Source organism: Nocardiopsis sp. MT53 (genome assembly GCF_019598965.1).
GTDB classification, from domain to species: Bacteria; Actinomycetota; Actinomycetes; order Streptosporangiales; family Streptosporangiaceae; genus Nocardiopsis; species Nocardiopsis changdeensis.
Window position 1 is genome coordinate 5,339,063 of sequence record NZ_CP080599.1, and the last position, 19,218, is coordinate 5,358,280.

Here is a 19,218-nt window from a genome sequence, read left to right on the forward strand (position 1 = left end):
GCGGACCGGGAGCACGGTGCGCGGTGCGCCGGCACGACACGGCCCGGTTCGCACAGGGTGGTAGAGGCGCGCCGAACGGAGGAGAGCGGTACATGGCCGGTGGGCGGACAGAGGTGGAGCACCTGGACGTGCTCGTCGTCGGGGCGGGCATCTCCGGGATCGGGGCCGCGCGGTACCTGAAGGAGCACCACCCCGGAAAGCGGTTCGCGGTCCTGGAGGCCCGGGCGGCCGTCGGGGGGACCTGGGACCTGTTCCGGTACCCGGGCGTCCGCTCGGACTCGGACCTGCACACCTTCGGCTACGAGTTCAAGCCGTGGCGGGACCACCAGGCCATCGCCGACGCCGACCGCATCCTGGCGTACCTGCGGGAGGCGGTCGAGGAGAACGGCCTGGGGCCGCACATCCGGTACCACCACCGGGTGCTGGGCGCCGAGTGGTCGAGCGAGCGGGCGCGGTGGCTGGTGGAGATCGAGCGCACCGACACCGGTGAGCGGCTGCGGCTGAGCGCCGGGTGGCTGTTCAGCGCCTCCGGCTACTACCGCTACGACGAGGGCTTCACCCCGCGCTTCGAGGGCCGCGAGCGGTTCGCCGGCACGGTCGTGCACCCCCAGCACTGGCCGCGGGACCTGGACTACGCGGACGGAAAAGTCGCGGTGATCGGCAGCGGGGCCACCGCGGTCACGCTGGTCCCGGCGATGGCGCGCGAGGCCGGGCACGTCACCATGGTGCAGCGCACGCCCACGTACATCATGCCGGTGCCGCGCGGGGACGCCCTGGCCGACCGGCTGCGCAGGGTCTTCGGTGACGAGCGGGGCCACCGGATGGCACGGCGTAAGAACATCTGGAAGAGCGCCCTGGTCTGGAGGTTCTGCCGGCGCTTTCCCAAGGCGGCGCGCGGGCTCATCCGCCGGGTGACGGTCGCGCAGCTGCCCGCCGGGTACCCGGTGGACGAGCACTTCTCCCCGCCCTACGACCCCTGGGACCAGCGGCTGTGCGCGGCGCCCGACGGCGACTTCTTCCGGGCGGTCCGCTCGGGGCGGGCGTCGGTGGTGACCGACCGGATCGCCTCCTTCACGGAGAAGGGGCTGCTGCTGGAGTCGGGGCGGGAGGTGGAGGCCGACGTCGTCGTCACCGCCACCGGCCTGAACCTCCGGCTGTTCGGCGGTGTGGAGCTGACGGTGGACGGCGCGCCGGTGCGCCTGCCCGACACGGTGGCCTACAAGGGGATGATGCTGTCGGGGGTGCCCAACCTGGCGTTCGCGGTCGGGTACACCAACACGTCCTGGACGCTCAAGGTCGGCCTGCTGTGCGAGCACTTCTGCCGCCTGCTGGAGCACATGGACGCCCGCGGGTACGACATCTGCGTGCCCGAGCCCTCGGATCCGGGGATGCCCACGCGCCCGCTGCTGGACTTCGCGGCCGGGTACGTGCGGCGGTCGGTGGCGGAGCTGCCCCGCCAGGGCGACCGCGCCCCGTGGCTGACCTCCACGGGCTACACCGAGGACGTGGCACTGCTGCGGGCGGACCGGGTGGCCGACCCCGAACTGCGCTTCGCGAGGGCGGCGGCGCCGGTGCGGACGGAGGCGTCGGCGTGACGGGGGAGGACCGGTTCGCCGACCTGTCGGACGGCACGCGGATCTGCTACCGCGTCCAGGGGCCGCCGGAGGGGGTCCCGGTGCTGCTCATCGCGGGCCTGGGACTGGACCTGACGTCCTGGCCCCGGCGGATGGTCGACGGGCTCCTGGACCGGGGCGCGCGGGTGGTCGCCTTCGACAACCGGGACGCGGGCCGCTCCACGCGGGTGCCGACGCCGTCGCCGTCCCCCTTGCACAGCGTGCTGGGTCGGCCGCGCCCGGACTCCTACGACCTGGGCGCCATGGCCGCGGACACCGTGGGCCTGCTGGACCACCTGGGCATCGAACGCGCCCACCTGGTGGGGATGTCGATGGGCGGCATGATCGGGCAGACCCTCGCGGCCCGCCACCCCGACCGGACGGCGTCGCTCACGTCGGTCTTCTCCACCACGGGGGAGCGGCGGGTGGGCCGGGTGGCGTGGTCGAGCCTGGCCCGCATGGGCGGGCGCCCGGCGCGCACGGTCGAGGAGTCGGTGCGCAAGCACCTGGCGTTCCTGCGGCACATCGGGTCGGCGGTCTTCCCGCCGGACATCGACGAGGAGGTCGCCTGGGCGCGGGGCCTGTGGGAGCGGGCCGGGGGAGTGCGGGCCCGCAGCGGGGTGCCGCGGCAGATCGGGGCCATCCACGCCTCGGGGGACCGGACCCGGGAGCTGGCGCGGATCGGCGCCCCCACGCTCGTGGTGCACGGGGACGTGGACCTCATGGTGCACCCCAGCGGCGGGCGGGCCACCGCGCGGGCCGTGCCGGGGGCCAGGTTCGTGGAGATCGGGGGGATGGCCCACCACCTGGCCCCGGGGGTGGTGGATCGGCTGGTGGACCTGGTCCGGGACCACACGGCCCGCGCCGGGGGCTGAGCCCGGGGGCCGGTGCGCGCGGCGCGCACCGGCCCCGGCGGGTCAGGGGGCGACGCCGCTCAGCTCGTTGGGGGTCTCCTCCAGGGTGGTCGACGCGGTGACCTCGCCGGTCTCCAGGTTCAGGGCGTGGACCTGGCGGGTGGCGGTGTCGGTCACGTAGGCGGTGCCGCCGCGGACGAAGAGGGCCGGGCGCGGCTGCTGCCACTCCAGCGGCTCCTCCCAGGCGTCCATCAGCTCGATGGAGTCGGTGAGCTCGGCGGTCTCGGGGTCGATGACGTGCAGGGAGCCGTCGGTGCCCAGGACCAGGGCCTCGTCCCCGGGGCCGCGGCCCAGGGAGCGGAAGGTGTAGCTGGAGGGCAGCTCGACCAGGGTGAGCGAGGCGTCGGAGGTGTCGATCAGGGAGACCTGCTCGGGGCGCTCCAGTTCGGCGTCCGGGTCGGTCTTGTAGTCGCCCAGGACGATGGGCGAGGTGTCGGATCCGGCCTGGTTGCCGATGCGGCCGTAGTCGTGCTCGGCGTCGACCTTGGTGAACCCGTCGTCGCCGTAGACCAGGACGCCGTCCTCGCAGCCGATGACGATGGTGTCGCCCTCGGCGGCGGCCTCGCCGTGGACGCCGGGGCAGTCCTCGCTGCGGGCGATCTCCTCGCCGTCGGCGTCCAGGACGAGGGCGCCGGTGCGCTCCTCCTCGGTGCCGATGGTGAGCAGGAGTTCGCCGTTCTCCCGTTCGACGGCCACCCCGTGGTGGGCCTCCTCGGCGGTGTGGGTCTCGGCGTCCTCGGGGATCCCGTCGCCCAGGGCGTCGGAGTCGAAGGCGGTGATCTCGCCGCTGCCGTCGGCGAACAGCACGGTGCGCCCGGCGTGGCGGACGACGTGGCCGGGGGTGTCGGCCGCGAACACGGTGTCGGTCAGCTCGCCGGCGGCGGCGTCCAGGACCTGGAAGCCCTCGGAGGTGGAGACGAACACGTGGCGGTCGTCCCCGGCGGGGTTGAGCCGGTTGAAGCCCTCGATCTCGATGTCTTGGGCGACCTCCAGGGTGTCGCCGTCCAGGACGTAGATGCCGCCGTCGTAGGTGACCGCGATCGGGTTCGCGATGGCGGCCTCGGCGGGGGAGGCGTCCGTGGAGGCCTGCTCGGCCCCGCCGTCCTGGCCGGCCGAGCAGGCGCTCAGCAGCAGTCCGGCGGAGAGGGCGACGGGCAGGGCCGCCCGTGCCGCGGTGCGGGGTGATCTCATGGTGTTTCGATCCTTGTGTCGTTCTCTTGCGGGGACGGGTGTTCTCCGGGGCGCGGGGCGCCGCGGGCGGGGGGCAGGGGTCAGGGCGCGGTGAGGCCGTCGACGATGGCCTCGGTGTTGGCGCGCATCATGTCCAGGTAGGTGGGCGCTCCGCCGTCCGGGCCGGTCAGCGATTCGGAGTAGAGCGGGATGACGTCGATCTCCACGCCGGCCTGCTCGGCCATGACCGTGGCCAGCCGGTCGGGCTGGGAGGAGTCGGCGAACACCGCCCGCACGCCGGCGGCCTCGACCGCTTCGGCGAGGGACTGCAGGTCCGAGGCGCTGGGGGAGGCCAGGGTGGTGCCGGAGGGGATGACCGCGCCGATGACCTCGAAGCCGTAGCGGTCGGCGAGGTAGCCGAAGACGTGGTGGTTGGTCACCAGCCGGCGCTCCTCGCGGGGGATCGCGTCGAACTCGGCGGTCATCCACTCGTCCAGTTCGGCCAGCTCCCCGCCGTAGGCCTCGGCGTTGGCGCGGACCGCCTCGGCGTCGACGCCGTCGACCCGCTCCACGACCTGTTCGGCGATGAGGTCCACGGCGGCGGCGACCCGTGCGGGGTCGGTCCAGAAGTGGGGGTCGGGTTCGCCCTCGCTCTCGTCGGAGGTGTAGGGCAGCGGGTCGACGGCCTCGCCCACCGCCAGGACGGGGACGCCCGCCTCCTCGGCGGCGGCCACGTTGCGGGCCACGCCCTCCTCCAGGCCCAGGCCGTTGTGCACCACCAGGGCGGCGCCCTCGATGAGCGCGGCCTCCTGGGCGGAGACCCCGAAGGAGTGGGGGTCGGCGTCGGGCTTCATCAGGACGGTCACCTCGGCCTGGTCGCCGACCACCGCGCGGGTGAGGTCGCCGAGGATGTTGGTGGTGACCACGATCCCCTCGCCGGGGCCGTCGCCGGCGGAGCAGGAGGAGAGGCCGAGGGCGGCGGCCAGGGCCAGGGCGAGCGCCGCGGTGCGCGGCCGGGTGCGGGGGCTGCTCATCGGTTCACCGTCCGGTCTCGACCATGTGGTGGGGCGCGACCTCGGTCTCGAAGGTGCGTGCCACGCGCAGGTCGTCGTTGTAGTCGATCTCGTGGACCCGTCCGGCGTGCGCGTCGTTGACGTAGGCCCGGGAGGTGTCCACCTGGAGGGTCGGGGGGTGCTCGGCGTCGACCCGCTCCAGGAGGTCGGTGCGGGCGCGTTCCTCGCCGGTGGCGGGGTCCAGGGCGTGCAGGGCCCCGTCCTCGGTGAGGGCGAGTACGGAGGCGCCCTCGCCGACCGCCGTCGCCGTGACGACGCCGGGCAGCTCCCAGTGGTCCCAGCGCCGTTCGGCGAGGTCGAGCACGAGGACGGTGTCCGGGGCGGGGACCGCCGCCAGGGCCGCGGCCCCGGGCCGGTGGTGGAACCCGGCGACGGCGGCCCCGGCCGGCAGGCCGTCGGGGTAGGGGAGGGGCTCCGCGGTCAGGGCGCCGTCGTCCTCGGTGACCACGAGCGCGCCGTCCGCGCAGCCCAGGACGAGGCCGCGGCGGGTGTCGGCCCATGCCCCGGGGTCGGCGCACTCCTCGCCCAGGGTCTCCAGGGGTCCGCCGTCCCGGTCCAGGACCTGTACGGGGCCGTCCTCGGCCACGATCAGCCGCTCGGCGTAGGGGAGGGTCAGGCCGGCCGCCCGCGGGTCGGCGGCGGCAGCGGCGGCGGTCCCGTCCTCCAGGGAGGGCCGGTCCAGCAGCGCGAGCGTGCCGTCGGCGCCGTTCAGGGCGGTGAGGGCGGTGTCGGTCGCCGCGCTCGCGGCGGTGATGTCGGCGGTCCCGGCCGTGCGGATCTCCGCCCGGTAGTAGTGGGAGTGGTCGCCGTGGTCGACGGTCCACACGCCGCTGTCGACGACGGAGGTCGTCCGTTCATCGGATGACGACAGGTACGCGAACCGCCCGTCGCCGGTGATCCCGTCGACGGGGCCGACGGGGTCCAGCAGGGTGGACTCCTCGGTGATCAGGTCCAGGACCTGGATCCGGCCCTCGTCGTCGGCCAGGACCAGGCGCGACTGGGGCTCGGCGGCCTCTTCAGCCCCCTCGACGTAGCCGTGCGGGGTCGGCTCGGCGTCCGCGGGCGGCTCCTCCTGCGGCGCGGGGCCGCATCCGGCGAGCAGCGCGGCGGCGAGCAGCCCGGCGCCCGACGCCGGGAGCCGGCCTCTGCGGTGGGTGCGGATCATGACGCGTTCGACCTTTCGTCCGTGTGCAGGGGTGCGGGGGGATCGTCGTCGGGGGGAGTGGGGCCGCCGCCGGGCCGGAGCCGGGACAGGGCGGCCGAGCAGAAGAAGAGGGCCACGGCGGTGGCCGAGATGCTGGCCCCGGCCGCGGTGCCCCAGTGCCAGGACACGAGCAGACCGACGAAGGTGGCGGTGCAGCCCAGTACGGCGGCGCCGGCCATGATCGCGGGGATGCTCCTGGCCCAGAGCGCGGCCGCGGCCGGAGGGGCGATGAGCAGGCCGAAGACGAGCAGGGTGCCGACCACGTGGAACGAGGCGACCACCGCCAGGGTGATGAGGCCGAGCATGGCGGCGTGCGCGGCCCGGGGGGCCAGGCCCAGGGTCGTCGCCTTGCGCGGGTCGAAGGCCAGGGCGGTGAAGGAGCGGTGTCCCAGGACCGCGACGGGGAGGGCCACCAGCAGGGCCAGGGCGAGCAGGACCAGGTCCTGCTCCCGCACGGCCAGGACGTCGCCGAACAGGAAGCCGGTGAGGTCGACGGCGAAGGACCCCGAGTGGGAGACGATGATCACCCCCGCCGAGAGCATGCCGACGAAGAGCAGGCCGATGCTCGTGTCCTGGGACAGGCGCGGCGAGCGGTTCAGCGCGGTGACCCCCAGCGCCATCCCGGCCGCGGCCGCGGCAGCGCCGACGAACAGGTTGCCGCCCAGCAGCGAGGCCAGGGCGACCCCGGGGAGCATTCCGTGGGACATCGCGTCCCCCAGGAAGGCCATCCCGCGCAGCACCACCCAGGTTCCGGCCAGTGCGCAGATGAGGGACACGAGGACGCCTCCCCACAGCGCACGCTGCACGAAGACCACCTCGAAGGGGGCGAATAGGGCTTCCATGCCGGGCACTCTATAATGAAAACCGTTTTCACTACCAAATCGGAGGTGGGCATGACCTCGGACGGGGCCGGTACGGCAGGGGCGCCGGCGGTCGAACTGGCGGACGTGTACGCGGGCCACGGCGGCCGCGACGTCCTGCGCGGCGTCACCCTGGCGCTCCCCGCGGGGACGGTGACCGCCCTGGTGGGGGCCAACGGCTCGGGCAAGTCCACGCTGCTGTCCGTCATGGCCGGGGTCCTGGCCCCGCGGACCGGGAGTGTGAGCCTGGGCACGCCGCGCCGCCCCGCCCTCGTTGTGCAGCGCAGCGCGGTCTCCGACGCGCTGCCCATCACGGTGCGGGAGACCGTGGAGATGGGCAGGTGGGGGCTGCGGGGGCCGTGGCGCAGGCTGACCCGCCGGGACCGGGAGGAGGTCGGGGCGTGCATGGAGCGGCTGGGGGTCGCCGACCTGGCCCGGCGGCAGCTGGGCGAGCTGTCCGGCGGGCAGCGCCAGCGGGTCCTGCTGGCCCAGGGGCTGGCCCAGGAGGCGGACCTGCTCCTGCTCGACGAGCCCGCGACCGGCCTGGACGCGGACTCCCGCGCCCGGATCGGGGAGGTGCTGGAGCAGGAGCGCGCCCGCGGGGTCACCGTCGTGCACGCCACGCACTCCGAACGCGAGGCCGCGCGCGCCGACCTCGTCCTGCGGATGCGGGGCGGGCTGCCCCGGGAGGCCGGCGGGGCGCTCGCCCAAAGGTGAGGCGCGGGTCAAGCTTTCCCCGGTCCGCCGCCACCGAGGTTCCCCGCGGAGGGTGTTCTCTGATCGACTGGTCCCTGTGCGGCCGGTCCGCCGCGCGGCCGCGGAGCGGTGCGGCGGCGGGCCGGCGCGGGACCGACCGAGCCCCTGGGGGAGCGATGGCGACGCGACACCTCGTACACGAGGACCACACCCACGAGCACGGTGCCTCCTGCGGGCACGTGGCGGTGCCCCACCAGGGGCACGTGGACTACGTGCACGACGGGCACCTGCACCACGGCCACGAGGGCCATTGGGACGAGTGCGCGCACGAGGGGCACGCCGTCCACGAGGACCACGACCACCGGCACGGGGAGGGGTGCGGGCACGTGGCGGTGCCCCACCAGGGGCACGTGGACTACGTGCACGACGGGCACCTGCACCACGGCCACGAGGGCCATTGGGACGAGTGCGCGCACGAGGGGCACGCCGTCCACGAGGACCACGACCACCGGCACGGGGAGGGGTGCGGGCACGTGGCGGTGCCCCACCAGGGGCACGTGGACTACGTGCACGACGGGCACCTGCACCGCGAGCACGACGGCCACTGGGACGAGCACTCCACCGGTCCCTGACCGGGGCACGGGGCCCGGCGGGCCACGGGGGGCGGAACGGCTGTTCCGCCCCCTTTCGCGTGCTCCGGGCGCGCGGCCCCGGGGCGACCGAGGGGCTGGAGCCGCGGGCGGTGGATCCGTCCCGTTTCGCGGAGGTCTATACTCATGAAACGAAAACCGTTTTCATTGTCCGCATGGCCGGGGTGCGCCCCCACCCGGCCGGACGCGCCCCCGCACCGCCCCCACGGCCCCGGAGAGGAACCCCCGACCCATGAGCACGCGCAGCCCGCACCGCGCCGGGCTCCCCGCGCCACCGCCCCCGGCCGCCCGGCCCGGACGGCGGCGGCGCGGCCTCCCCGCCGCGCTCCTCCTGGCGGCCGCCCTCGTGGCCGTGATCCTGGCCTCGGCCGCCACCGGGGCGGTCGACCTGACCCCGCTGGACGCCGCCCGGCTGCTGCTGGGGCACCTCGTCCCGGGCATGCCCTGGATGACCGACGGCACCTACACCGTGCTCCAGGACCAGGCGGTGTGGGGCTTCCGGCTCCCCCGGGCCCTGCTCGCCGCCCTGGCCGGGGCCTCCCTGGCCCTGGCGGGCGCGCTCATGCAGGCCGTCGTGCACAACCCGCTCGCCGAGCCGTACGTCCTGGGCGTCTCCTCCGGGGCGGGCGTCGGCGCGGTCCTGGTCGTCGTGGGCGGGGCCGTCGGCGGCCTGTCGCTCTCGACGGCGGCCTTCGCCGGGGCCGCCGCGGCCACCGCCGCCGTCTACTTCATCGCCCGCAGGCACGGCCGCATCGCCCCGCAGCGGCTCATCCTCGCCGGGGTCGCGCTCGGCGCCCTGTTCAGCGCCGTCACCAGCTACCTCACCCTGACCACCGAGGCGCAGAACGTCTTCAGCGTCATGTTCTTCCTGCTCGGCTCGGTGTCGGCCGCCACCATGGGGTCCCTGCTCGCGCCCGCCCTGGCGCTGCTCGCCGCGCTCGTCGTCGTCGGCGCCAACGTGCGCGGGATCAACGCCCTGCTCGCGGGCGACGAGGCCGCCACCTCCCTTGGCGTCTCCGTGGACCGGCTGCGCACCGTCCTGCTGCTGGTCTCCGCACTCCTGGTGGGCGCCGTCGTCTCGGTGAGCGGCAGTATCGGCTTCGTCGGCCTGATCATCCCGCACATCGCGCGCATCCTCGTGGGCACCGACCACCGGGTCATGCTCCCGGTGAGCGTGCTCGGCGGCGCCGTCTTCCTGGCCGCCGCCGACCTGATGGCCCGCACCGTCGCCGCACCGGTGGAGGTCCCCCTGGGCATCCTCACCGCCGTGGTCGGCGCCCCCTTCTTCCTGTGGCTGCTGCGGCGCGACCGCGCCTCGACCGTGGGGATGGACCGGTGAGGGTCGTACTGGAGGGGGTCTCCGTGGTACGGGGGAGCCGCACCGTGGTCCACGACGTCTCCGTCGAGGCGGCCCCCGGATCGGTCCTGGGCGTCCTGGGCACCAACGGCAGCGGCAAGTCCACGCTGCTGCGCACCGTGTGCCGGGTGCTGCGCCCCAGCACCGGGCGCGTGCTGCTCGACGGCGACGACGTGCGCGACCTGCGGCCGCGCGAGGTCGCCCGCCGCGTCGCCGTGGTCGCCCAGGACTCCCACGAGGACTTCGGGATCACCGCCCTGGAGTCCGTCCTGCTGGGCCGCACCCCCCACCACCGCGGGTTCTCCCCCGACACGGACCGGGACCTGGACATCGCCCGGGAGGCGATGGACCGGGTCGGCGTGCTCGGCCTGGCCGGCCGCCAGGTCGCGGAACTGTCCGGGGGAGAGCGCCAGCGGGTCCTGCTGGCCCGGGCGATCACCCAGCAGGCCCGGGTGCTCGTCCTGGACGAGCCCACCAACCACCTGGACACCGCCCACCGGCTCGAACTCATGGACCTCATCGGCGAGCTCGGGCTGACCACCCTCATCGCCCTGCACGACCTCGACCTGGCCCTGGCCCACTGCGACCGGGTCGCCCTGCTCGTCGAGGGCCGCCTGGACAGGTCCGGCACCCCCGCCGAGGTCCTCACCCCCGACGTCCTGCGCGACCGCTTCCGCGTCGACGCCGACATCGTCCACGGCCCCCGGCGGCCGCACCTGCTCCTGCACGGCGTGGCCCGCCCCGCCGCCCCCGACACCCTCACGGAAGGAACCGCATGAACCGGCAGCACACGACCCGGCGGCACGTATCCCGGGGGCGCCGCCCCCTCACCGCTCTCGCCCTCCTCACGGGCACCGCCCTGGCCCTGAGCGCCTGCGGGACCTCGGTGGAGCCCGTGCCCGCGGCAGGGGAGGAGGCCGGCCGGGGGTACCCCGTCACCGTCGAGAACTGCGGCAGGGAGCTGACGTTCCAGTCCGCGCCCGAGAGCGTTGTCGGCCTGAGCCCCTCCCAGACCGAGCTCCTCGTCGAACTCGGGCTGGCGGACCGCCTCGTCGGCCAGGCCCAGGTCGCCCACCACGAGCTCGACGAGGACATCACCGCGCAGCTCACCGATGTGCCCGTGCTCAGCGAGGAGGCCCCGCCCGCCCGGGAGGACCTGCTCGGCGCGGCCCCCGACTTCGTCTACTCGCCCACGGACTACGAGTTCACCGCCGAGCAGGGCTTCGCCAGCATCGAACAGCTCGCCGGCGCCGGGGCCGAGGCCTACACCGCCACCGGCGGCTGCTCCGACCGCCGGGCCGCCGGCACGGTCGACGACCTGTTCACCGACATCGCCGACCTCGGCCTGGTCTTCTCCGTCACCGAGCGGGCCGAGGAGCTCTCCGAGCAGGGGCGCGCACGGCTGGAGGAGGTCGCCGGCACCGTCGAGGGGGCCGAGCGGCCGAGCGTCGCCCAGCTCTACGTCGAGGGGACGACCCTCTCCGCGATCGGCGGCGGCGTGGAGTACGACATCATCGACCGCGCCGGCGGCGACAACGTCTTCGAGCGCGACGAACCCGCCTTCGCCGAGTTCTTCGCCGCCGTCGTCACCCCGGAGGAGATCACCTCGCGCGACCCCGAGGTCATCGTGTTCTCCGTCAACGACGCCGAGCACGAGGCCGCCACCCGCGCGTACCTGGCCGAGACCTTCCCCGACGTGTCGGCCGTCGCCCGGGACCGGCTCGTCGCGGTGCCGAACTCGGACCTGTTCCCCGGGACCCTGGGCAACATCGACGCGGTCGAGCGGATCGCCGCCGAACTGCACCCCGACCTGTTCTGACCGGTCCCGTCCGCCACCGGCCCCCTACCGCAGACGAAAGGCCCGGCGATGTACCTGAACCGAGGGATCCGGCCCTTCCTGGCCCCCGTACGCGGCGGCGTCGCCGCCACCGCGGCCGCTGCTGTGGCGGCCGCCGGGTTCTCCGTGGGGGTGGCCTTCGGCCTGGCCTCCGTGACCGGCGCCCTGCTGCGCTGGGGGGACGGCGGCGCGCCGGCGGTGGCGGGCGCCCTGGCCGCCACCGCCGCCTGCGCGGCCGGGCGCGGGGTCTGCCTGTGGGTCCGCGACCAGCTGGCGACCGCCACCGCGGCCCGGGTCAAACGGGCGGTCCGGGCCCGGGTGATGGACCGGATCTACGAACTGGGCCCCGGCCACACCTGGCCGCGGGGGCGCGGCGGGGTGCAGCCGACCGCCGTCGACGGGGTCGAGCACCTCCAGGGCTACATCGGGTTCTACCTGCCCCAGCTGCTGGTGTCGTGGGCGGTCCCGGCGGTGCTGCTCGCCGTGCTCGTCGCGGTCTCCCCGCCGGTGGCGGCCGTGGTGCTGGTGTGCGTGCTCACGGTCCCCTTCGCCCAGCGCCTGTGGCGCCTGGTCCTGCGCGACCGGGCCCGGGACCACTGGGACAGATTCGAGGCGTTCGCCGACCGGGTCGGCGACACCGTCCGCGGCCTGCCGACCCTGGTGGCGCTGGGCGCCGCCGACCGGCGGCGCGCACATCTGGCCGGGGCCGCCGAGGACCTGCGCGCGGCCACGACCGCGAACATGCGGGCCTCGCTGGGGGTGTCGGCGGTGATGAACGCGGCGATGTCCGTCGGGACGGCCGGGGCCACGCTCACGGCGGCGCTGGAGGCCTCCCGCGGCTCGCTGCCCCTGGAGTCGGTGCTGCTGGTGCTGTTCCTGTCCGCCGAGTGCTTCCGCCCCCAGCAGGAGCTGAGCGGGTACTGGCACGAGGGGTTCCACGGCATCGCCGCGGCCGGCGCGATCACCCGGCTGCTGGAGACCGAGCCCCCCGTCCGCGACCGGCCCGGGGCGGCGCCGGCGGAGTGGGCGGGGCCGCCCTCGGTGGCCTTCGAGAACGTGGACTTCACCTTCCCCGGCGCGGCCGGGCCCGCGCTGCGCGGGGTGTCGTTCGCCGTCCCCGCGGGCTCGGTGCTCGCGGTGGTCGGCGCCTCCGGCGCGGGCAAGACCACCCTGGGGCGGCTGCTGCTGCGCGACATGGACCCCGACTCCGGGCGGGTCCTGCTCCAGGGCCGCGACCTCGCCGACCTGTCGCTGTCCGGGCTGCGCCGCGGCACCGCCCGCGTCGCACAGGACGTGGTCCTGCTGTCCGGCACGATCCGGGAGAACATCGCCCTCGCCGCCGGTCCCCCCGGACCGGAGGCCGACGCCCGGGTCGCCGACGCCGTCGCCCGGGCCCGGGTGGACGACGTGGCCGGGCAGCTGGACGACGGCCTCGACTCAGCCGTCGGCGAGGGCGGGCGGCTGCTCTCGGGAGGCCAGCGCCAGCGCGTCGCCCTGGCCCGCGCCCTGGCCGCCGACGCCCGGCTGCTGCTCCTGGACGAGGCCACCAGCGCGCTGGACGCGGAGAACGAGGCGCTCATCACCGGCTTCCTGCGCGCCGGGCGCGGCGAGCGCACCATGGTCGTCATCGCGCACCGGCTCTCCACCGTCGCGCACGCCGACCTGGTCCTGGTCCTGGACCGGGGGCGGGTGGCGGAGTTCGGCCCGCCGGGGGAACTGGCACTGGGGCAGGGGCACTGGGCGCGGCTGGTCGACGCCCAGCGCGCGGGGACGGGAGGCGTGCGATGACCGCCGCGACCGGGCCGGCGCCGCCCGCGGCCGGACTCGCCACCTGGCCCGGCATGTGGGCGGCCCTGGCCGGCCACCGGGGCGTGTACCTGGCGGCCGTCGCCTTCAACACCCTGGCCCTGCTGGCCCAGGCGGGCGCCGCGCTGGGCGGGGTGTGGGCCGTCGTCACGGTCCTGGCCGGCGGCGGGCCCGCCGACCTGGCGGCACCGGCGGCCGCCACCCTGGCGGCCGTGGCCGTCCGGTCGGCCGCCTCGTGGCTGGAGTCCTGGCTCTCGCACGACCTGAGCTTCCGGGTGCTGGCCCGGGTGCGGCTGTGGGTGTACGACGCCCTGGCCCGGCTCGCCCCCGCCGGGCTCTCCCGCCGCCGCTCCGGCGACCTGCTCACCTCGTCCCTGTCGGACGCCGAGGCGCTGGAGATCTTCTACGCCCACTCCTCCATTTACACGCTCAGCGCCTGGGCGGCCACCCCGCTGCTGTGGGGCGCGCTGGCCGCGGTGAGCCCGCCCGCCGCCCTGCTCACCGCTCCCGTCCTGGCCCTGTCCGTCGCCCTCACCCTGGCCGCCCGGCGGTGGGCGCGCCCCCAGGGCGAGCGGATCCGCACCGCGCTGGCCGAACTGGGCGGCGAGGTCGCCGAGAACACCGGGGCCGTCCGCGAGATCGTCGGCTACGGGCTGGTGCCCCGGCGGGCCGAGCGGCTGGCCGCCCTGGACGACCGGCTGCTCACCGCCCAGTTCCGCAACGCCCGCCGCTCGGGGGCCGAGACCGCCGTGCTGGGCGCGGTCGCCCTGCTGGCGGCGGTGGCCACCGCGGCGGCCGCCGCCTGGCAGCTGGAGCGCGGCACCCTCGCCCCCGAGGCGGTGCCCTTCGCGATCGTGCTGGCCACCATGGCGACCGCCCCGGTCCTGCAATGGGCGGCGATGACCCGCCACTACGGCACCACCGGCGAGGCCGCGGCGCGGATCGGCGCGCTGCTGACCGCGCGCCCGCCGGTCGCCGCCCACGGCGACCTGGCCGCGCCGCCCGAGGAGGGCGGCCGGGTGCGGGCCGAGGGGGTGACCTTCCGGTGGAGCGACGTCGACGCGCAGGCGTCGGCCCGCCCGGCCGTGCGGGACCTGACCGTGCGCGTCCGGCCCGGGGAGCACATCGCGATCGCCGGGAGGTCGGGGTCGGGCAAGTCCACGTTCGCGCAGGTCCTGGCCCGGTGCGTGGACCCGGGGCAGGGCCGGGTGGAGGCCGCCGGGGCGCCCCTGCCCGGCTACACCCGACCGGCGCTGCCGGGGGTGGTGTCGCTGCTGCCCCAGGACGTCGCCCTGTTCCGGGAGACGGTGCGCGACAACCTGCTGCTGGCCACCGACGACGACCTCGGCGACGCCGACCTGTGGCGGGTGCTGGAGGCGGCGCGGGTGGACGACGTGGTCCGGCGGCTGCCACAGGGCCTGGACACGGTGCTCGCCGACAACGGCCGCTCCCTGTCGGGCGGCGAGCGCCAGCGGCTGGCCCTGGCCCGCACCCTGCTGAAACCGGCCCGGGTGCTGGTCCTGGACGAGGCGGTCAGCCAGCTCGACGCCGTCGGCGAACACGACGTCCAGGAGGCGATCGCCGCCGCCCGGGCGGGCCGCACCACGATCACCATCGCCCACCGCCTGACCACGCTGGTGCGCGCCGAACGGATCATCGTCCTGGACGCGGGGGTCCCGGTGGGCGACGGCGCCCACGCCGACCTGCTCCGGGACTGCCCCGCCTACCGGCGCCTGGTCGCCCCCCAGCTGGACGCCCCGGGCTGAGGATCGAAACTCCGGACGCCACGGGCATCCAGATGTGGTTATCATCTGGATGTCATCGACATCTGAGAAGGCGTGAGGTGCGGACATGGCGTCCACCGATCCCCCCGCCGCGGTGCTGTCCACCCTGCGCTGCATCGGGTTCAGCTCCGTGGAGACCGTCGCGGCCGTCACCGGCCTGGACCCGGACGAGGCCGAGTCCGCCCTCATCGACCTGGCCGTCGACGGGCTGGTGGTCCGCCACAGCGGGCCCTTCGGCGGCTGGGGACAGACCGCGGCCGGACGGGAGGCCGACGCCCGCGCGCGGACCCGGGAGCTGGAGGCAGCCGGGGCCGGACCGGCCGTCGCGGCCGCCTACGAGCGGTTCCTGGAGCTCAACCCCGAACTCCTCGACCTGTGCTCGGCCTGGCAGCTGCGCCGCCCCGGAGACCCGGCCGCCGAGGCCCGCGTCCTGGACCTGTTCGCCGACCTGGACCGGCGGGCGGCCCCGGTCTGCGACGCGCTCGCCGCCGCGCTGCCCCGGTTCGGCCGGTACCGGCCCGGCCTGGCCCGCGCCCTGGAGCACGCCCGCGCGGGGCGCACGGAGTACCTGACCGACCACCTCGCCTCCTACCACACGCTCTGGTTCCAGCTCCACGAGGACCTGCTCGCCACCCTGGGGGTCCCCCGATGAGGTGGGTGCGGCCCCTGGACCCGGCCGTGGCCGACGGGCCCGGCGACATCGGCGGCAAGGCCCACGGCCTCATCACCCTGCGGCGCCTGGGCCTGCCCGTGCCGCCGGGGTTCGTCGTCACCACCGGGGCCTGCCGGGCCTTCCGCAGCCTGGGCCGCCTCCCGGACGGGCTGGAGGCGGAGGTCCGCGCCGCCCTGGCCGCCCTGGAGCGGCGGACCGGCCGCACCCTGGGCGGCACCCCGGCCCTGACCGTGTCGGTGCGCTCGGGCGCCGCGGTGTCCATGCCCGGCATGATGGCCACCGTCCTGGGCCTGGGCGCGCCGCCCGTCGGGGGCGCCGGCGCCGGGCCCGAGGGGGCCCGGGAACGGCTGACGGCGGCCCTCGTCGAGGTGCTCGGGTCCTGGGACGCCCCGCGGGCGCGCACCTACCGGGCGCTGCACGGGATCGACGGCGACGCGGGCACGGCGGTGGTCGTCCAGGCCATGGTGGACGGCGACCGCGACGACCGCAGCGCCTCGGGGGTGGCGTTCGGTCGCGACCCGGTGGACGGGTCGCCCGGCCCCGCCGGCGACGTGCTCTTCCGCAGCCGGGGCGACGCCGTGGTCTCGGGGCGTGCGCTGCCGCTGCCCCTGACCGCCCTGGCCGAGCGCGAGCCGCGCGCGTGGGCGGACCTGTGCGACGCCCTGGACCGCACGCAGGCCCACTACCGGGACGCCTGCTACCTGGAGTTCACCGTCGAGACGGGGCGGCTGTGGCTCCTCCAGGTGCGCCCCGCGGGCTTCACCGGAGCCGCGGCCGTGCGCACCGCCGTCGGCCTCGCCGAACACGGCGTCATCACCCGCGCCGAGGCGCTGGCGCGGGTCGCGACCGCCGACCTGGAACGCGCCCGGCTGCCCGTCCTGGCCGAGGGCGCCGACCTGTGGACCCGCGGCACCCCCGCGGGCCCCGGAGCGGTGGTGGGGCGCATCGCCACCGACACCGCGTCGGCGGTGCGCATGGCCGCCCGCGGACCGGTGGTGCTGGTGCGCCCGGAGACCTCCCCGGCGGACATGGCGGGGCTCGCCGCCGCGGCGGGGGTGCTCACTGCCCGGGGCGGGGCCGCCTCGCACGCCGCAGTGGTGGCCCGCGCCCTGGGCCGGCCCGCGGTGGTGGGCGCGGTCGGCCTGCACGTCGAACCGGGGCGCGTGCGCGCGGGGGACCGCTGGGTCGCCGAGGGCGACCTCCTCACCCTCGACGGCACCACCGGCCGGGTCGCCCTGGGGGAGCGCCCCACCGCGCCCCCGCCCGCCGACTCGGCCGTGGACACCCTCCTGGCCTGGGCGGACGCCGTCACCGGCGCCGGGGAGGGCACCGACACCGACCGCCTGGCCGCCGCCCACCGCGCCCTGGCCCGCTGACCCGGGGCCCACGGCGGCCGGTCAGCGCAGGGCGTCGGCGAGGGCGGACAGCAGGCGGTCGACGTCCTCCTCCGCCGTGTAGGGGGCCATGCCCACGCGCAGCCCGGCGGTGTCGTCCACGCCCAGCCGGGCGAACGCCTCGTAGGCGTAGAAGCTCCCGGCGGGGGCCAGCACGCCGCGTTCGGCGAGCAGGCGCGAGACGTCGGCGCTGCGGCGGCCGGGGAAGGTCATGAACAGCGTCGGCGTGCGATCGGCCGCCCGCGAGTGCACCTCCACCGCCCCGCCCAGCCCGGCCAGGGCCGCCTCGACCCTGTCGCGCAGCGACACCTCGTGCTCCTCCAGCAGCCGGCGGGCGGCGGCCAGCCGCCCGCGCCGGTCGCCGCCCGCCGGGGCGAGGTCGGCCAGCACCTCCACCGCCTCGGTGGCCCCGGCCATGGTCTCGTAGGGCAGGGTGCCGTACTCGAACCGCTCGGGCACCGCGTCGGTGGAGGGCACCAGCTTGTCCGGGACGACGGTCTCCAGCAGCGCCGGGTCGGCGGCCAGGACCGCGCAGTGCGGGCCCAGGAACTTGTAGGGGGAGCACACGTAGAAGTCGGCGCCCAGCTCCCGCACGTCCACCACCGCGTGGGCGGCGTGGTGCACCCCGTCGACGTAGACCAGCGCGCCCGCCCGGTGGGCGCGGTCGGCGATCGCGCGCACGGGCACCCGGGTGCCCAGCAGGTTGGAGGCCGCCCCGACGGCCACCAGCCGGGTGCGCTCGTTGATCACCGCGTCCAGCCCGGACAGGTCGGGCTCGGCGGTGGCCGGGTCGAAGTCGATCCACCGCACGGTCGCGCCGGTGCGCTCGGCGGCCTGCACCCAGGGGCGGACGTTGGAGTCGTGGTCCAGCCGGGTGACCACGACCTCGTCGCCGGGGCCCCAGTCCCGGGACAGGTGGCGGGAGAAATCGTAGGTGATCTGGGTGGCGCTGCGCCCGTACACCACGCCCTCCGGCGCGCACCCCAGCAGGTCGGCGTAGGCGCGGCGGAACGCCGCCACGGCCGCCTCGGCGTTGGCCTCCGAGGCCGCCGACGCCCCCCGGTTGGACAGCGGCCCGGTGAGCGTGCGGGCGATCGCCTCCCCGACCCGGACCGGGGTCTGGGTGCCGCCGGGCCCGTCGAAGTGGGCGATCCCCGAATCCAGGGAGGGGAACTGCGCGCGGAACGCGCCGAGGTCGAACGCCGTCATGGGGCTCCTCCGTCGAATGCCTGCGGGTCACCGACAGCATCGCACCGCCCACCCCCGCGGGCGCGGGCGGGGCGCGGCCGCCCGCGCGCCGGGGCCGTACCCTGAACGACGTGGTCATACGAGACGTCCTTCCCGGTGCGGACCCGGGGTTCGACAACCGCCGGCTGCCCGTGTACGAGGCCGGGGAGATCGACGTGCCGTTCGTGGTGTGGGGCTCGGAGGAGGTCATCGCCCGCGACACCTTCTGGGAGGAGCACGCCCACCCCACCCACGAGCTGCTGTGGAACGAGCACGGCGCCTCCTCGGCGACGGTCGGGACGCGGGTGTGGACCATCACGCCGACCGTGGGCCTGTGGATCCCCGCCGGGGTGCGCCACAGCGGGTGGACGCCCGCCGGGACCCGGCACCGGGCCGCGCACTTCGGGGTGCACGCGGTGCCCGCGATCGCCGACCGGCCGGTGGCGGTCGAGGTCACGCCGCTGCTGCGGCTGCTGCTGGACCGCCTGGACCACGGGGACCTGTCCGGGGACGAGCGCGCCCGCACCGAGGGTATGGTGCTGGACCTGATCGCCCCGGCCCGCAACGAGATCCTGCTGCAGATCCCCGAGTCCCCGCTGCTGGCCCCCATCGTGGAGGCGGTGCTGGCGGACCCGGCGGACACCACCACCCTGGCCGCGTGGGCGGCCCGGCTGGGGGTGAGCACCCGCACCATCACGCGGGCGTTCCGGGCCGGGACCGGGCTGGGCTTCAGCCGCTGGGTGGCCACCGCGCGGGTGCGGCACGCGATCGCGCTGCTGTCGCGCGGGGAGGACATCGAGGACGTGGCGGCGTGTGTCGGCTATCACTCCGCGAGCGCTTTCGGCACGGCGTTCCGCCGCATCACGGGCACCAGCCCCGGCCGTTTCCGGGCCGGGTGACGGCGTTCCGGGGGACGAATGTCCGTTTCGCGACAAAGGTTGTCACATCTGCGTGATTGCG

17 protein-coding genes are annotated in these 19,218 nt (G+C 76.0%); 12 read left to right on the forward strand and 5 right to left on the reverse strand.

What is annotated here, in order from left to right:
* The first annotated feature begins 92 nt into the window (after positions 1-92).
* Positions 93-1,595, forward strand: a complete 1,503-nt coding sequence (locus tag K1J57_RS23540; RefSeq protein WP_220560801.1) for an NAD(P)/FAD-dependent oxidoreductase — start codon at positions 93-95, stop codon at positions 1,593-1,595.
* Complete coding sequence (locus tag K1J57_RS23545; RefSeq protein ID WP_220560802.1) at positions 1,592-2,488, forward strand: alpha/beta fold hydrolase; 897 nt, start codon at positions 1,592-1,594, stop codon at positions 2,486-2,488. The genes K1J57_RS23540 and K1J57_RS23545 overlap by 4 nt, the downstream gene beginning before the upstream one ends.
* Before the next feature lie 42 nt (positions 2,489-2,530).
* Here the strand turns inward: K1J57_RS23545 and aztD are convergent, their stop codons facing one another.
* The 4 genes from aztD to aztB form a co-directional block, all read right to left on the reverse strand.
* Positions 2,531-3,718 carry a zinc metallochaperone AztD gene (gene aztD / locus K1J57_RS23550; protein WP_220560804.1) on the reverse strand — a complete coding sequence of 396 codons (1,188 nt, stop codon included), beginning with the start codon at positions 3,716-3,718 and terminating at the stop codon, positions 2,531-2,533.
* 80 nt (positions 3,719-3,798) lie between these two features.
* Positions 3,799-4,731 carry a zinc ABC transporter substrate-binding protein AztC gene (gene aztC / locus K1J57_RS23555; protein WP_220560805.1) on the reverse strand — a complete coding sequence of 311 codons (933 nt, stop codon included), beginning with the start codon at positions 4,729-4,731 and terminating at the stop codon, positions 3,799-3,801.
* Positions 4,732-4,735: 4 nt separating this feature from the next.
* Complete coding sequence (locus K1J57_RS23560) at positions 4,736-5,935, reverse strand: ABC transporter (RefSeq protein WP_220560806.1); 1,200 nt, start codon at positions 5,933-5,935, stop codon at positions 4,736-4,738.
* Entirely contained in the window at positions 5,932-6,816 is an 885-nt protein-coding gene (aztB, locus tag K1J57_RS23565) for a zinc ABC transporter permease AztB (RefSeq protein WP_220560807.1), read from the reverse strand. Before aztB ends, K1J57_RS23560 begins: the two co-directional genes overlap by 4 nt.
* 51 nt (positions 6,817-6,867) lie before the next feature.
* Between aztB and aztA the strand changes: the two genes are divergently transcribed.
* The 9 genes from aztA (at position 6,868) to K1J57_RS23610 (ending at position 17,013) form a co-directional block, all read left to right on the forward strand.
* Entirely contained in the window at positions 6,868-7,551 is a 684-nt protein-coding gene (gene aztA, locus K1J57_RS23570) for a zinc ABC transporter ATP-binding protein AztA (protein WP_220560808.1), read from the forward strand.
* Between the two features lie 155 nt (positions 7,552-7,706).
* Positions 7,707-8,162: a hypothetical protein gene (locus tag K1J57_RS33650; protein ID WP_255646538.1), complete on the forward strand. Its 456-nt coding sequence runs from the start codon at positions 7,707-7,709 to the stop codon at positions 8,160-8,162.
* Between the two features lie 250 nt (positions 8,163-8,412).
* Positions 8,413-9,519 (forward strand): iron ABC transporter permease, encoded by a 1,107-nt coding sequence (locus tag K1J57_RS23580; RefSeq protein ID WP_220560809.1) that lies wholly within the window; start codon positions 8,413-8,415, stop codon positions 9,517-9,519.
* Positions 9,516-10,316, forward strand: coding sequence for an ABC transporter ATP-binding protein (locus K1J57_RS23585; protein WP_220560810.1), 801 nt, complete (start codon positions 9,516-9,518; stop codon positions 10,314-10,316). Before K1J57_RS23580 ends, K1J57_RS23585 begins: the two co-directional genes overlap by 4 nt.
* Positions 10,313-11,356, forward strand: coding sequence for an ABC transporter substrate-binding protein (locus tag K1J57_RS23590; protein WP_220560812.1), 1,044 nt, complete (start codon positions 10,313-10,315; stop codon positions 11,354-11,356). Before K1J57_RS23585 ends, K1J57_RS23590 begins: the two co-directional genes overlap by 4 nt.
* 48 nt (positions 11,357-11,404) lie before the next feature.
* Complete coding sequence (locus K1J57_RS23595; RefSeq protein ID WP_220560813.1) at positions 11,405-13,162, forward strand: ATP-binding cassette domain-containing protein; 1,758 nt, start codon at positions 11,405-11,407, stop codon at positions 13,160-13,162.
* Positions 13,159-14,946 carry an ABC transporter ATP-binding protein gene (locus tag K1J57_RS23600; RefSeq protein WP_220560814.1) on the forward strand — a complete coding sequence of 596 codons (1,788 nt, stop codon included), beginning with the start codon at positions 13,159-13,161 and terminating at the stop codon, positions 14,944-14,946. Before K1J57_RS23595 ends, K1J57_RS23600 begins: the two co-directional genes overlap by 4 nt.
* 85 nt (positions 14,947-15,031) lie before the next feature.
* Complete coding sequence (locus K1J57_RS23605; protein WP_220560815.1) at positions 15,032-15,616, forward strand: transcriptional regulator; 585 nt, start codon at positions 15,032-15,034, stop codon at positions 15,614-15,616.
* Positions 15,613-17,013: a PEP/pyruvate-binding domain-containing protein gene (locus K1J57_RS23610; RefSeq protein ID WP_220560816.1), complete on the forward strand. Its 1,401-nt coding sequence runs from the start codon at positions 15,613-15,615 to the stop codon at positions 17,011-17,013. Before K1J57_RS23605 ends, K1J57_RS23610 begins: the two co-directional genes overlap by 4 nt.
* A 21-nt stretch (positions 17,014-17,034) precedes the next feature.
* Here the strand turns inward: K1J57_RS23610 and K1J57_RS23615 are convergent, their stop codons facing one another.
* A complete protein-coding gene (locus K1J57_RS23615; protein ID WP_220560817.1) occupies positions 17,035-18,240 on the reverse strand; it encodes a cysteine desulfurase-like protein in 1,206 nt (401 codons plus the stop codon).
* Between the two features lie 110 nt (positions 18,241-18,350).
* Between K1J57_RS23615 and K1J57_RS23620 the strand changes: the two genes are divergently transcribed.
* Entirely contained in the window at positions 18,351-19,157 is an 807-nt protein-coding gene (locus K1J57_RS23620; RefSeq protein WP_255646539.1) for an AraC family transcriptional regulator, read from the forward strand.
* Positions 19,158-19,218: the final 61 nt, after the last annotated feature.